General features: G+C 48.3%; 14 protein-coding genes. 11 read left to right on the top strand and 3 right to left on the bottom strand.

Features of this window, described 5'->3' with window-relative positions; translation table 11 throughout:
- Positions 1-29: 29 nt before the first annotated feature.
- The 9 genes from Q0224_RS06155 to Q0224_RS06115 all read left to right on the top strand — a co-directional run bounded on the left by Q0224_RS06155 (position 30) and on the right by Q0224_RS06115 (position 7,240).
- On the top strand, positions 30-656 hold the full coding sequence (locus tag Q0224_RS06155; RefSeq protein WP_297949902.1) for a nitroreductase family protein: 627 nt from the start codon (positions 30-32) through the stop codon (positions 654-656).
- Between the two features lie 125 nt (positions 657-781).
- Positions 782-1,417, top strand: a complete 636-nt coding sequence (gene thyX, locus Q0224_RS06150; protein WP_297949901.1) for an FAD-dependent thymidylate synthase — start codon at positions 782-784, stop codon at positions 1,415-1,417.
- A 34-nt stretch (positions 1,418-1,451) separates the two neighbouring features.
- Positions 1,452-2,198, top strand: coding sequence for a hypothetical protein (locus tag Q0224_RS06145; protein WP_297949900.1), 747 nt, complete (start codon positions 1,452-1,454; stop codon positions 2,196-2,198).
- Positions 2,199-2,424: 226 nt separating this feature from the next.
- Positions 2,425-3,021 carry a DJ-1/PfpI family protein gene (locus tag Q0224_RS06140; protein WP_297949899.1) on the top strand — a complete coding sequence of 199 codons (597 nt, stop codon included), beginning with the start codon at positions 2,425-2,427 and terminating at the stop codon, positions 3,019-3,021.
- 195 nt (positions 3,022-3,216) lie between these two features.
- Positions 3,217-3,345 (top strand): hypothetical protein, encoded by a 129-nt coding sequence (locus tag Q0224_RS06135; RefSeq protein WP_297949898.1) that lies wholly within the window; start codon positions 3,217-3,219, stop codon positions 3,343-3,345.
- A 151-nt stretch (positions 3,346-3,496) separates the two neighbouring features.
- On the top strand, positions 3,497-4,192 hold the full coding sequence (gene ung / locus Q0224_RS06130) for a uracil-DNA glycosylase (protein ID WP_297902861.1): 696 nt from the start codon (positions 3,497-3,499) through the stop codon (positions 4,190-4,192).
- 171 nt (positions 4,193-4,363) lie between these two features.
- A complete protein-coding gene (locus Q0224_RS06125) occupies positions 4,364-5,170 on the top strand; it encodes a transporter substrate-binding domain-containing protein (protein WP_177387860.1) in 807 nt (268 codons plus the stop codon).
- Between the two features lie 439 nt (positions 5,171-5,609).
- On the top strand, positions 5,610-6,416 hold the full coding sequence (locus Q0224_RS06120; protein ID WP_005873331.1) for a transporter substrate-binding domain-containing protein: 807 nt from the start codon (positions 5,610-5,612) through the stop codon (positions 6,414-6,416).
- 17 nt (positions 6,417-6,433) lie between these two features.
- Entirely contained in the window at positions 6,434-7,240 is an 807-nt protein-coding gene (locus tag Q0224_RS06115) for a transporter substrate-binding domain-containing protein (RefSeq protein WP_005873330.1), read from the top strand.
- A 220-nt stretch (positions 7,241-7,460) separates the two neighbouring features.
- Here the strand turns inward: Q0224_RS06115 and Q0224_RS06110 are convergent, their stop codons facing one another.
- From Q0224_RS06110 to radA, 3 genes are all read right to left on the bottom strand, one after another.
- On the bottom strand, positions 7,461-8,204 hold the full coding sequence (locus Q0224_RS06110) for a hypothetical protein (RefSeq protein WP_297949897.1): 744 nt from the start codon (positions 8,202-8,204) through the stop codon (positions 7,461-7,463).
- Between the two features lie 98 nt (positions 8,205-8,302).
- Complete coding sequence (locus Q0224_RS06105; protein WP_297949896.1) at positions 8,303-8,467, bottom strand: hypothetical protein; 165 nt, start codon at positions 8,465-8,467, stop codon at positions 8,303-8,305.
- Between the two features lie 490 nt (positions 8,468-8,957).
- Complete coding sequence (gene radA / locus Q0224_RS06100) at positions 8,958-10,307, bottom strand: DNA repair protein RadA (protein WP_297949895.1); 1,350 nt, start codon at positions 10,305-10,307, stop codon at positions 8,958-8,960.
- A 210-nt stretch (positions 10,308-10,517) separates the two neighbouring features.
- On the opposite strand from radA, the gene brnQ reads away from it, so the two are divergent.
- Both brnQ and Q0224_RS06090 read left to right on the top strand, forming a co-directional pair.
- Positions 10,518-11,849 carry a branched-chain amino acid transport system II carrier protein gene (brnQ, locus tag Q0224_RS06095; RefSeq protein ID WP_297949894.1) on the top strand — a complete coding sequence of 444 codons (1,332 nt, stop codon included), beginning with the start codon at positions 10,518-10,520 and terminating at the stop codon, positions 11,847-11,849.
- 188 nt (positions 11,850-12,037) lie between these two features.
- On the top strand, positions 12,038-13,056 hold a 1,019-nt coding region (locus tag Q0224_RS06090), incomplete at its 3' end, for a hypothetical protein (RefSeq protein ID WP_297949893.1).

Genomic DNA, 13,056 nt, shown 5'->3' with positions numbered 1-13,056 from the left:
ATAATGCCGCGAATTTTAAAGGAGATAAAATGAAATCGATAAAAGAAGTGATGCTCTCTCGCCACAGCTGCCGTAAATTTTGCAGCTATAAACTAAATAGCGAGCTCGTGCGCGAGATACTTGATCTTGCGCGCTTAAGTCCCAGCTCATGCGGATTAGAGCCTTGGAGGATGATGATAATCTCGGATCCTTGCGAGCTAAAAGAGCTTTCCGTAGCCTGTAACAGTCAGCCGCAAGTAGCTGAGTGCTCGCACGCCGTGATTTTAATCGCGCGTAACGATCTGCGCGTGGGCGAAGCGTATTTAGAGCGCACCGTCCGCCGTCGCGCAAACACTCCGCAAAAATATGAAGCTGCGATGAATTATTTCCGCGCGAAATTTGCGAGCTTAGACGACGAAGCGCTGATGAACTACGCGATCAAGCAGCTTTATATCTTAGCGGCAAATATCGCTAATATCGCCGAGGGCTTTGACGTGCGCTCGTGTATAATGACCGGCTTTGACGCCGCGGCTTTGGAAAAATTCTGTGCTTTAGAGGCGAAATTTCGTCCTGCGATTGTCGTGGCTTTAGGGCGTGGTGAGCCTAGCAAATATCCGCACACGCGCTACGAGCTGGATGAAATTTTAATCTCTCGTGGCGGCAGCGAAAAAAGATAAAATAGGGCGCTTCTGCTCGCAAAGCTAGGCGTAATCTTTGTTTATTAAAAGCGTCGTTTTGCGAAATTTTATCGGTTTAAAAGTGCGATAGCGTTAAAATGCGCTTAAAATTTCAAAGGATAATCATGCAAGTCAAACTCCTAAATTTCACTCCGCTTTGGGTCTGCTCAAATGCGATCCGCACCTGCTGGCAGAGCTTTGAGCGCAGCGATTGCGGCGGCGCCAAAGACCTGGCGCTAATCGACCGCGTCGGCAACCAGCTCAAACACTCAAGCACGCTCGAGCACCTCTACTACAACTTCTACATCAGCGGTATTTCGCGCGCGCTGCTTCAGGAGCTGGCGCGCCACCGCCTTGCAAGCCTTAGCGTAAAATCCACTCGCTACACTCTCAAAGAATTGCGCGGCGAGGGCAGCTTCGCGCAAGGGGATTTCGAAAACGCCGCGCGATACATCGTGCTTACCGGCAATGAAGCGGTCGATAATTCAAGTATCGCGGCTCTTGAAAATCTACGCGTAATCTTACAAACCCCAATCAGCCTTGATATCGCCAAATACTGCCTGCCCGAGTGCTACAAGAGCGAGCTTAGCTGGAGCATAAACGCGCGCAGCTTGCAAAACTTCCTCGCTCTGCGCTCTAGCAAGGCGGCACTTTGGGAGATCCGCGAGCTTGCAGATAAAATTTACGATGCGCTGCCGCAGGAGCATAAATTTATATTCCAAAGCTGCATGGCGGGCGAGAAGACGCAAGGCGAAGAGTAGCGCGCGGGATAAATTTAGATACAAAAGGGCTGCGATGATAAAACTTACGCAGATGAGAGCGGCTTTTGAAAAAGAGGAGCCGAACGCGCTTTATCTGAGCTACTTGGGATGGGTACAAACCCTGATTCCATTTTGGAGGCAGGCTGTTGCAAGGACCGCGGAGTTAAGCGGCACGACGGATGAAAAAAGAGACAAACATCTGCGAGTTATCGACAATTCTTTGCAGCTTTTGCAGGCTTGGCGATTTAAAAATATAAAATACGTGCAAGCAAGAAGAAGAGAGATCGATAGCGCCATAAGTTTTATTCGAAACGGCGCCTTAACGCAGCAGGCATGCAGATACGCCTTTGCGCCCGTTTGTAGAAATTTAGCGAGCATTTTACGCAGCTTTTTATACGTTTCAACTTTCGGCTATTCGGACGAGCAGCTTCCGACCGTATTCGCTCAAAAAATTTACGACATTGCGCTGTGCCATACGCTATTTCCTTTTGATACAAGCGATTTTGTGTATTATCTGCCGCGAGAGAAATCTATCCATACGCAAGACCCCGCCGATTTGGATAACTGGCATTTGATGATGGAGATAGCGGGCGGCGATTTAGGGATTTCTGCGTTGATTGAGCGGCTAAACGAACACGCGTATGAAATTTGGACGAATTACAAAGCGCCGTTTGAATGGAAATACGACGAGGGAGTTTGGAATTTAGAATTTGAGAATGTTTCAAAAAGGTTGCACTATGCGGGCTTGCGAGCTTTTTCTAATCTGAATAAAGCGGAATAAAAAACGCGCAAAATTTAAATCGCTTCTGAAATTTCATTCGCGGGCGGTAAAATTTCTGCAAGTTTTTAATGCGTGTAAAATTTAAAATTTGCTTGAGCGGGTTTTTTGGGTAGCCTGCGGCATCAAAATTTAGCCGCCGCGCATTTTTACGACTTGCGGCGCCGAGAATTGCAGCGGCGCCGCGCCGAAAACTGATACGGCGAGCGATAAATTTAAAGGACGGATTATGAAAAATCTAGCGCTTGTGATGTTTAGCGGACAGACACACCTCGATTTTGCGGGGTTTTACGATTGTATGCTAAGGCTCAAAGCCGTCCGCCCGCAGCTTGAGATGAGGTTTTGCTCGCGCGAGCGGCAGGTTTCGGATAGCGGCGGCCTTACGATCGATGCGGGCGAGATCACGACGGATCTAGGCGGCTTTGATGCGGTTTTTGTGCCCGGCGGTATGGCGACGCGTCGCCTTAAAGACGATGCGGGCTTCATCTCGTGGCTCGCAACCGCGCGCGATGCGAAGTATAAGTTTAGCGTTTGCACCGGTTCGCTGCTTTTGGGCGCGGCGGGGTTTTTGCACGGAAAGCGCGCGACTACGCATCCGTTTTGCTACGATCTGCTGGCGCCTTACTGCGCGGACGTGGTGCACGAGCGGCTCGTGCGCGAAAGCCTGCCCAAAGGGGGCGAGATCATCACTGCTGGCGGCGTAAGCAGCTCCATAGAGCTTGGACTTTGCGTGATCGAGAAATTCGCAGGCGCCTCTGCGCGAGAGGCTGCCGCTGAGGCGATGGATTATCCGTATTACGGTCTTAGAGGCAAGCTTGCGAGATGAAATTTTAAAGCCGATAAGATCGGCGGAGTAAAATTTTAAGACCGCGGCGTTTTTAAGTGAGCAAATATCGATACGATGGATTTTAGATAAAATAGGAGATCGCAAAGACAGAATGAAGTCGGCTCAAATTTTATCGCTGCTTTCGCATATATCTATCGGGTCGCTTATAGGTTGAAATTCAGAGATAATAACCCGTTGGAGTTCGCAATCGCGCTTTTTGCCTACGCGATTTTGTTTGCTTTTTATCCGCAAACCCTGCTTAACGATAATAAAAAGACGATCGCCATGCTGTTTTTTATGGCGCTTTTGATCGTGATCGTGTAGCGGCAGGCTATACTTAGTAAATCGGCGGGATCGGTTGGCGGCGAGAGAGTGCGGGCGATCTGCCTTTGATTGCAGCGGCGCACGAGCGATACTATTTTTAAAATTTATTGTAAAATTAGAGCGTTAATTTATTAAAATTTAAAGGGTCGGTATGCAGATAAATTTAGACGACGTGAGGATCGAGAGCGGCTGGAAAGAGGCGCTTAGAGAGGAATTTTTAAGCGAGTATTTTGCGAAGATCAAAGAAAACCTGCTCGCCGCAAAGGCGCGCGAGATCGTCTATCCGCCGGGAAATTTGATCTTTAACGCCTTCAATCTCACCCCGTTTGAGCGGGTGCGAGCGGTGATTTTGGGGCAGGATCCTTACCACGGCGCGCATCAGGCGATGGGGCTTAGCTTTTCGGTGCCGCGCGGCGTGCGAATTCCGCCCAGTCTCGTAAACATCTACAAAGAGATTAAGAGTGATCTGGGTATCAGCGAGCCTGAAAGCGGCGATCTGAGCTACTGGGCGAAGCAGGGCGTGCTGCTACTTAATGCGAGCCTTAGCGTGGGCGCGAACCGCGCGAACTCGCACAGCGGCTTTGGCTGGCAAATTTTCACCGATGCCGTGATTAAAATTTTAAGCGCGAGGCGGCAAAATTTAGTCTTTATGCTGTGGGGAAATTTCGCCAAAGCCAAATCGGCGCTGATCGATGCGCAGAAGCATCTCATTTTAACCGCCGCGCATCCCAGTCCGCTTGCAGGAGGGGCGTTTTTTGGCTGCAGGCATTTTAGCAGATGCAACGAATATCTGCGCGCGCACGGCCTGGGAGAGATCGATTGGGATCTAAATCACGGCGCAGATTAAATGTATTTTAAATGAAATTTGCGTAAAATGCGACGTAAAATTTCAAAGGTAAAGAAATTTTAAAAAATGTCGAAAGGAGAAGTGAGCGAATAATATACGACCGGCTTAAAACGGCTTGCCAAAGCGACGCGAATGCGCGGCTAGGCTAATCATTGTAATTAAAGGAACGATATGAAAAAGATAATTTTGGGAATTTTATTGCTATTTACAAGTAGTGTAGTGGCAAATACCCTATCTGAGATTAGGCAATCGGGCAGTGTGCGCGTAGGCGTATTTGAGGCGCAACCGCCTTTTAGTAAATTTGAAGACGGCAAATTTCAAGGATTTGAGGTTACTCTAGCCGAGGCGCTATCAAAAGATATATTCGGCGGCAAGGCAGGCAAGGTGGAATTCGTGCCCGTAAAGGCTAGTGAGCGTTTAAAAGCGTTGGAAGAAAATAAAGTAGATATGGTGCTTGCGACCTTTACGATCACAAATGAGCGTAAGCAGCTAGTTGATTTTACGACGCCGTATTTTGCAGTAAATATCGGCGTGCTAACCCGCGCCGGCGATAGGATCAAGACTGTATCGGATCTGCACGGCAAGCCGATCATCGCAGAAACCGGAACTACGGGCGAAGCGTATTTTAGAAAAGAGGGCTTTGAAATTGTAAATTGCGCCACTGCAAATGAATGCTATAAAATGCTAAAAGATGGTAAGGGCATCGGATATGCGACAGACAATCTGATAGTTTTAGCTTATGCTGTAATCGACAGCGACACCGAGGTAAATATCAAGAATTTAGGCGTTTCGGATTTCTTAGGCATTGCGGTTTCTAAGGGCAATAAGGATCTGCTCGAGTTCTTAAACGGCGAGCTAGTCAAGCTAAGCAAGAACGGCTTTATGAAAAAGACCTATGACGAGACTATCGAGCCGTATTACAAGGGCACTGCGGAGAAAAAATATTTCTTGCTAGATGACCTCTATAGCTTATTTTAAGTGGGCATAGCGGTACGGCTCGCCTGTGTTTGCTTGCAGTAAGCATAGCTGTGTGCTCTCACTAGGTAAAAATTTAAAAGGCTCGCATAGCCTTGCTATTTTGTCCGACTTTGCGAGCTTGGGTTTGGATTATAAAATTCTACTAACGCGTCGTTGCAGAATTTATAAAATTCCATAGAATTTCGCAGCGGCATGCTATTTTTGCGGCACTAATAGACGCACAGAATTTAAGCGAAGCGCTAAAATTTAATGAGAGCAGGCAGGGTGTGGCGCAAGGCAGCAAAATTTAAAAAGCCTCTATCATTATGTTTAGAAATTTTAGTTGCGAAATTTTATTGCTAAACTCGCAATTTAGGGAATAGTTTCGGTTCTAGTAAAATGAAATTTTAAGAAAATTTACATTACAATTACGAAAAATTTAAAATTCAAGGAGGAAATTATGAAAAAGTCATTTTTTCTTATTCTATTGTCGGCGATCTTTGTTTTTGCGAATTCATTAAGCGAAATAAAGCAAAGCAAGGTTATCAGAGTAGGCGTTTATGAAAATGAGCCGCCTTTTAGTAAGTCGAGCGAGAAAGGCTTTGAAGGCTTCGAAGTCGAGCTTGCCAACGCGCTAGCCGGTAAAATTTTCGGTAACAGCGGCGGTCGTATCGAGCTCATACCGGTAACAAACGAAGTGCGTTTTCCGATGCTGCAAAACAATCAAGCCGATATGATAATCGCGGCTGCAAGCATCACTGAAGAGCGTAAAGGCAGCGTGGATTTTTCGATGCCGTATTTTACGGTAAATTTGGGAATTTTAACGAAAAAAGACTCAAATATTCACAAAATAGGCGATCTGATGGGCAAAAAGATCGGTATCATCCGCAAGACTACCGGTGAGGCGTATATCAAAAAGGACGGCGGTTATAATGTTTCTTATTGCAACGATTCGGTCGATTGCTATAGGAGATTAAAAAGTGGCGAGATCGACGGGTATTGTAACAACAACCTTTTTGTAATGGTCTATCCGATCGTAGATCCTGCAGTCGAAGTCAATATAAAAAATTTAGGCGATAATGTATTCTTAGGCGTCGCGGTGCAAAAGGGTAACGCGGAGCTGCTAGAAGCGATCAATAAAGGCTTGATCGCGCTTAGCAAAGAGGGCTTTTTCAAAAAGGCTTACGAGGATACTTTCGAATCCTTCTATAAAGGTACTGTCGATAAAAAATATTTCTTACTCGACGATCTTTACAGCTTTTTTTAATAAAAAAGGAATTTAAAATGAAAAAATCACTGTTTTTAATTCTTTTATCTTGCATCTTTGCGCTTGCGAATTCTTTAAGTCAAATAAAGCAGAGTAAAGTCATTCGTATCGCCGTTTATGAAAATGAACCTCCGTTTAGTAGGGTCACAGATAACGGCTTTGAGGGCTTTGACGTAGAGCTTGCTAATGCAATCGGAGGCAAAATTTTAGGCGATACCGGCGGCAGGATCGAGCTCATACCGGTATCGGCGCAAGCTCGCTTTCCGTCCATTCAAAATAATCAGGCAGATATGCTTATCGCGGCTGCAAGCGTTACTGAGGAGAGAAAGAAAAATTATGAGTTTTCGATGCCCTATCTTTCGGTAAATTCCGGAGTTTTAACCAGAAAAAGCGACAATATCCAAAAAATGAGCGATCTACGAGGTAAAAAAGTAGGCGTCATTCGCGGCTCGACGGGCGAAGCGTTTATGCAAAAGGATGGCGGCTACAATCTAGTGTATTGCAAAAATTCCTCCGATTGCTACAAGCGGTTAAAGAGCGGCGAGATCGACGGCGCGTGCGACGATAATCTATTTGTGATGGTCTATCCGGTCGCAGATCCTAGCGTCGAGGTTAATATCAAAAGTCTTGGCGAGAACGTATTTTTAGGCATCGCGATGCAAAAAGGCAACGCAGATCTCGCAGAAGCCGTCAATCAAGCGCTCATCTCGCTTAGTAAAGAGGGCTTTTTCAAAAAGGCGTATAATGATACCTTCGAGCCTTTCTATAAAGGCACCGTCGATAAAAAATACTTCCTTTTAGACGACATATACAGCTTCTTTTAGAATTTTAAATTTGATGTGGGTCAGGATTTGAAGCTTCGCGGCTCTAAATTCTAGCCCGCGCGGTATTAAAATTTCGTCTCGAAATTAGCTTTAAAATTTCGCTTAAAATTTTGTTAGTCCCGCCGCCGCGCCTAAGCCAGCGTGCACACAGCAGTCGCAATCTTTAGTATTTGCGACCATTTGCGTCGCGCAAAATTAGATCGAGCTAAGCTTTAAAATTTTACTTCGAGCCCTTGGAATTTTTTAAATCCTGCATGCGCTCCTGCTGAGCCTGCACGAACGCGCCGTATCTGATAAAAAGATAATCTTTGATCTCAAAAATCATCAATGTAAAAATCGAAGGCAGCGTGAAAAATCTAATCGTCATAAACACCAGGTCAAGCGCGTTTAGCTCGTCGCTGCCCGCGCGATACCCTCCCGCGCCCGCGGTTAAAATTCCGTGAAGCGTCTCGTAGTTGTAAAGGATGAAAATCGTCACGAAAAGCGTGGAGAGCTTCGATACGATCTTATTCATAATCTGCGCCACGTCCTCGTCGGCGATCACCGACATCGCAAACCACACGAGGGTGAAAAACAGCGGAAAGACGATGTTGAAATTTAGCGAGTTATCAAGCTTCTGCGCACCCGTAACCGCGATGATCGCAAACACCGCCGCAAAGGGGATCACAAATAGCGCGAAGGTCATCGCCGATTTTATCGCCTTAAAAAAGCCATACGCAAGCAGAGGCGAGCCCAAAGCGAGCAAAAAGATCGTCAGCGCGTAGTTGGCTTTGGCAAAATCGTATAGGTTAAACAGCGCAAATACCGATGCTGCTGCAAGTAGCGGCACGCTTAGTTTAAAGAGCGCCCCATATTTGGCGTAAGCGTGCGACACGACGGCGTCGAGCTTGCTAAATTTGACGTTTAAGCTTTGCGCCCTGATGAAAAACAAAATGACGAATTTTACGATTACGTTTGGGCTCATACGCACCTTTCCGTTTAAATTTATGAAATTTTATCCGCGCTAGATTTGCGAAATTTTATCCGCGGAGCCTGTCCGTAGAATTAGGCTTTGCCGACGGCTTATACGGCCTGCGTTAAAATTTCATCGCGCTCTCGCTGCGTTGCTATCTTGCCGCCTTGTAGGCTTTGTCTTTTGGCTATGTGAGGCGGGCCTGCGCGCTTTGGCTTGCGTAGCGTCTCGTTAGCAAGCCTTTTCTGGTTACGACGTACTACGGCGGCGCTCATTCGGCTCGGCGCGCGATACTTTACTTGTGGTATCCGCGTCGCGCCCGCGCATGAGAGCTTAGCGCCGCTAAAATTTTACCGGCTCTTAGCTCTATGCGATACGTCTTGCGCGCCGCGATAGAATTTTGCGCGACGCAAGGGCCTACCGAGCTCGGCTTTGCGCCGCATTGTGGCAAAATTTTAAAATTTGCGCCGCAAAGCGCTCGCCTTGTATTGGCCTGGGATGCGGCGCGAATGATTAAATTTTAACCGCACCGTCGCCGAGCCGTTTTAAATCTCAAACGAATTTTTGAGCCGCTACGATACGTGAAATTCCAAAAATCGCGCCTTAGCGATCAAGCTCATTTGCGCTTGCTTGCGAGCCATGTAAAAAGCGGCGCACTTGCGCCCTTCACCGCGCCCATGCAAAAGCAACGCGTCCCTTGCCGCTCAAAGTCCATTTCCGCTCGCTCGCGCCGCTCGCCAAACCGAGGCTAAGAAGCGCACCGCTTCACATCCAATCTAAAATTTGCGTGATCTCGGTGGCGTGAAAAATTTTAAGCCCCTGCGCGTTTTGCGGCTTCATCGGGACGATCGCGTTTTTAAATTTCTGCATCGCGGCTTCCTTCAGGCGCGCATCGAGGTTGAAGATCTCTCTGATCTCGCCGTTTAGGCTCACCTCGCCGATGAAGACGCTCTCTTTGCTGATCGGGCGGTTTTTGAAGCTGCTTACGATCGCCGCGACGACGGCGAGATCGCACGCCGTTTCGGTGATTTTTACGCCGCCGCTTACGTTTACGAAGACGTCGTATCCGCCAAGCCCGATCTCAAGTTTACGATCAAGCAGCGCCAGAAGCATATCGAGGCGGTTTTTATCAAAGCCCGTGGCGCTGCGCTTCGGATAGCCGCTCTCGCACACGAGCGCTTGGATCTCCACGACGAGCGCGCGCGTGCCCTCCATCGTGATCGTGATCGCCGAGCCACTTACCGCCTTACCGCGCGTGAAAAATTTACTCGCGACGTCCTTGGCGCTTACGAGCCCGTGCGGCCCCATCTCGAAAATCCCCACCTCGCTCGTAGCTCCGAAGCGGTTTTTAAAACCGCGCAGAATTCTAAGCTGCTTGCTCGCATCGCCCTCGAAATACAGCACCACGTCCACCATATGCTCTAGTATGCGCGGGCCCGCGATCGAGCCCTCTTTGGTGATGTGGCCGATGATGAAGATCGAAATCCCGCGCGCCTTGGCAAGTCGCATCAGCTCGAACGTGATCTCGCGCACCTGCGTGATAGAGCCCGGCGCAGAGGGGGCTTTGTCGCTAAAAAGCGTCTGGATGCTGTCGATGACGATAAATTTATAATCCCTGCGCTCGACCTCTTCAAGCACGGCGCTTAGATTTATCTCGGTGAGCAAAAACAGCTGCTCGCTTATCGCGCCCAGCCGCTGCGCGCGCATTTTGATCTGGCTGGCGCTCTCCTCGCCGCTTACGTAAAGCACGGCGCGGCCACCGCTTGCTAAATTTGCCGCTATCTTAAGCAGTAGCGTAGATTTTCCGATGCCGGGGCTGCCGCCGATTAGCACGAGCGAACCCTCCACGACGCCGCCTCCGAGGACTAAATTTAGCTCGCTATCCTTGGTGTCGATGCGCGAAATTTGCTCGATCTGTATCTCGCTGATCGCTTTGGCGCTTGCGGACGAGGCGTGGGCAAGCTCGCCCTCGATCTCTTTTAGCGCTTTGATCTGAGCGGGCTTGAGCTCGACGAAGCTATCAAACGCGCCGCAGTCGGGGCATCTGCCGAGCCATCTGCTTTGCTGATTGCCGCAGTGTTGGCACTCAAAAATCGTAGTTTTAGTCTTCGCCATCTTTATCCCTCGCTCATTTTGTCTAAATTTAGCCTTGAATTTCGCGAAATTATACTTAAAATTTTTAAAATTTTAGCCGTCCCGCGCGCTGTTTGTGGGATCAAAAATCACGGAACAAAGGATTTGCGGCTAAATTTAGGCTAAATTTAAATATGTTTTAAACATTTATAACTATAATACAAATTTCACTTTATTTAAAGAAGGTTTAAGATGAAGGGCAAGCTTAGTAGAAGCCAGTTTTTGACGATATCGCTTACGCTATTTGCGATGTTTTTCGGTGCGGGAAATTTTATTTTTCCGCCGGGCTTAGGCAAGGATTCCGGACAGAATTTTTATGTCGCGATAATGTTTTTTTGCGCTACGGCGGTGCTTCTACCGGTACTCGGCGTCGCAGGCATTGCGCGCGCTAAGGGGCTTCAGAGCCTAGTGCGCCGCATAGATCCGGTGTTTGCGATCGTTTTTACCGCGCTTTTATATCTTACGATCGGGCCTCTTTTTGCGATACCGCGCGCGGCGAATATGCCCTTTGACATCGCTATTAAGCCTTTTATTTCGGAAGAGCGCCTTCAAATTTGGCTATTTGTTTATTCTGCGGCATATTTTGCGCTGAACTATTACATCTGTATGAACCCTTCAAAGCTCGTCGATCTGCTCGGAAAATACCTCACGCCGATACTTTTGGCGCTTATTTTGCTGCTTTTCGGCGCGGGATTTTTATTTCCGATCGGAAGCTTCGTCGCTCCTAGCGGAGAGTATGTCGATCATGCCGCAGCAAAGGGCTTCGTAGAGGGCTATCAGACGATGGATGCGCTTGCGTCGCTGGCATTCGGAATCATCGTGATTAATGCCATTAAAGCAACCGGCGTAAGCGACGAGAAGCACCTCGTAACTTCCACGATAAAAGCAGGAATGATGTCGGGCGTCATACTGATGACGATATATTTTATGCTGGGCTATCTGGGCGCGACCTCCGCAGAGCTTTTCAAAGATACGCCGAATATCAACGGAGCGGAGCTTTTGTCGCGAGTAAGCGATCATTATTTTGGAAGAGTTGGCGTCGTGATCCTAGGCAGCGCGTTTTTCCTAGCCTGCATCACCACGACGCTGGGTCTTATAAGCTCGGCTAGCGAATACTTCGAGGAGCTTACGAAAGGCAAGATCAAATACAAAACCTGGGCGATCGCTTGGTGCGTGATCGGCTTTGGAGTCGCAAATTTCGGCCTTACGACCATCATCAAGGGCTCCATCCCGGTCCTCGTCGCAATCTACCCGATCTCGATCATGCTGATAATCCTCTCGCTGATCAATCCGTGGATCGATTCGAGCAAGCTGATTTACCGCGCCTGCGTCTATGTCTGCGTTGTCGAGGGCGTCATAAACGGACTTGATATTTTGGGGATTTCGGTGCCGCTTGTAACGTCGTTTGTGAAGATGATGCCGTTTTACGATTCTATGCTCGGCTGGATCGTGCCTAGCACCTTGACCTTCGCCGTGACCTACGTGCTGCATCTGATCTTTGAAAAAAGAGACGATAGCTTTTAAATTTAAGAGCTATTTTAAAATTTAGCCGGGCTCTACGGGGCTCGGCACACTTCTAAATTTTAATTCGCCACCGAATTTAATCTCACATATTTTTTGCTGGAATTTTGACATATAAAATAAGTCGCCTTCAAAATTTTAACCTAAATTTACGCTAAAATTATCAAAATAAAATCGCAAAAGGAAATAAGATGGATAAACGAGACGAGGCGCTAAATCTGGCGCGAGATTTCGAACGCGACGGCTTTAGTATGCCCGGTTTATACGAGCGGTTTTGGCGGCTACAAGGTGATGCGGCGGCGTATTTTACGCTAGTGGACAGCCTGCTGCGCGGGCGGCAAGAGGGCGGCACGCTGCTAAAGGACGCTATGGGCTATGTGGGCGAGGAGGATTTTAAAGCTTTGATCGCTACGGCGGTTGAAATTTTACGAGAAGAGGCGGCAGAGGGGCGCGAAACGCAGCAGGACGAAAGCGCGATCCAGACGGAAGAGAATGCGCGGGCAGACGAAAGCGCAGGCAAAAGTGTACGGCAACGCGGCAGAGATGAAAAAAGCGCACGCTGGAAAAACGCTGAAGAGGTCATCGCAGTGGCAAGTCTCGAGTTCGCGCCGTTTTTGCACCCGTATCTGGGCGAGCTTTTTAAATTGCAGCCGAACGAGAGCGCGTATTGCGCGGAGTATCCGTGGCGCGGGCTTAGTTACGAGAGCTCGCAAATCTGGCGCGAGAGACTTGCGGATCCGCATACGAGCAAAGACGATAAGCAAAAAATTTTTAGCTGCCTGCTGCAAACCCGCGATCCGCGAAACGTAAAATTTGCCTGCGAGTTCGCGCTTGCGGAGGATTTTTTCGATCGCCCATGCGATTTGCTCGAATATATAGGCTACTGGCTGGAGGCCGTGGGATTTACTTTTGAGCGAACTAAATTTGACGCAGACGGTGCGACTCAAGCGGTAGCGGATGAAATTTTAAAAATGGATGCGGACGAATGCGGTGGCGCCAAACAAACCCAACCTAGCGAGCGCGATCTATCGCAGATGTCAAACGCGCCCGGCAGCGCTACTTCAGCGTCTCTGCAAGCGGATGAGTACGACATATCGTGCAAGAATTTAGATGAAGCGTGCGATGCGGCAAGCGCCGTTAAATTTAACGCTGGCGAGTTAAAATCGGCAGCGAGTCAAAATTTTAAAGCGTGCGCGGCTGAACACGGCTC

Source organism: uncultured Campylobacter sp., assembly GCF_938002845.1.
Taxonomy (GTDB): domain Bacteria; phylum Campylobacterota; class Campylobacteria; order Campylobacterales; family Campylobacteraceae; genus Campylobacter_B.
This window is presented reverse-complemented; position numbering and strand designations above follow the sequence as displayed.

What these genes read in the sequence shown, in the direction of transcription:
- Q0224_RS06125 (WP_177387860.1), top strand. Translation starts at nt 4,364, where the DNA reads ATGAAAAAGATAATTTTGGGAATTTTATTGCTATTTACAAGTAGTGTA.
- ung (WP_297902861.1), top strand. Translation starts at nt 3,497, where the DNA reads ATGCAGATAAATTTAGACGACGTGAGGATCGAGAGCGGCTGGAAAGAG.
- Q0224_RS06110 (WP_297949897.1), bottom strand. Translation starts at nt 8,204, where the DNA reads ATGAGCCCAAACGTAATCGTAAAATTCGTCATTTTGTTTTTCATCAGG.
- Q0224_RS06145 (WP_297949900.1), top strand. Translation starts at nt 1,452, where the DNA reads ATGATAAAACTTACGCAGATGAGAGCGGCTTTTGAAAAAGAGGAGCCG.
- Q0224_RS06105 (WP_297949896.1), bottom strand. Translation starts at nt 8,467, where the DNA reads ATGAGCGCCGCCGTAGTACGTCGTAACCAGAAAAGGCTTGCTAACGAG.
- Q0224_RS06155 (WP_297949902.1), top strand. Translation starts at nt 30, where the DNA reads ATGAAATCGATAAAAGAAGTGATGCTCTCTCGCCACAGCTGCCGTAAA.
- Q0224_RS06120 (WP_005873331.1), top strand. Translation starts at nt 5,610, where the DNA reads ATGAAAAAGTCATTTTTTCTTATTCTATTGTCGGCGATCTTTGTTTTT.
- Q0224_RS06140 (WP_297949899.1), top strand. Translation starts at nt 2,425, where the DNA reads ATGAAAAATCTAGCGCTTGTGATGTTTAGCGGACAGACACACCTCGAT.
- brnQ (WP_297949894.1), top strand. Translation starts at nt 10,518, where the DNA reads ATGAAGGGCAAGCTTAGTAGAAGCCAGTTTTTGACGATATCGCTTACG.
- Q0224_RS06115 (WP_005873330.1), top strand. Translation starts at nt 6,434, where the DNA reads ATGAAAAAATCACTGTTTTTAATTCTTTTATCTTGCATCTTTGCGCTT.
- thyX (WP_297949901.1), top strand. Translation starts at nt 782, where the DNA reads ATGCAAGTCAAACTCCTAAATTTCACTCCGCTTTGGGTCTGCTCAAAT.
- radA (WP_297949895.1), bottom strand. Translation starts at nt 10,307, where the DNA reads ATGGCGAAGACTAAAACTACGATTTTTGAGTGCCAACACTGCGGCAAT.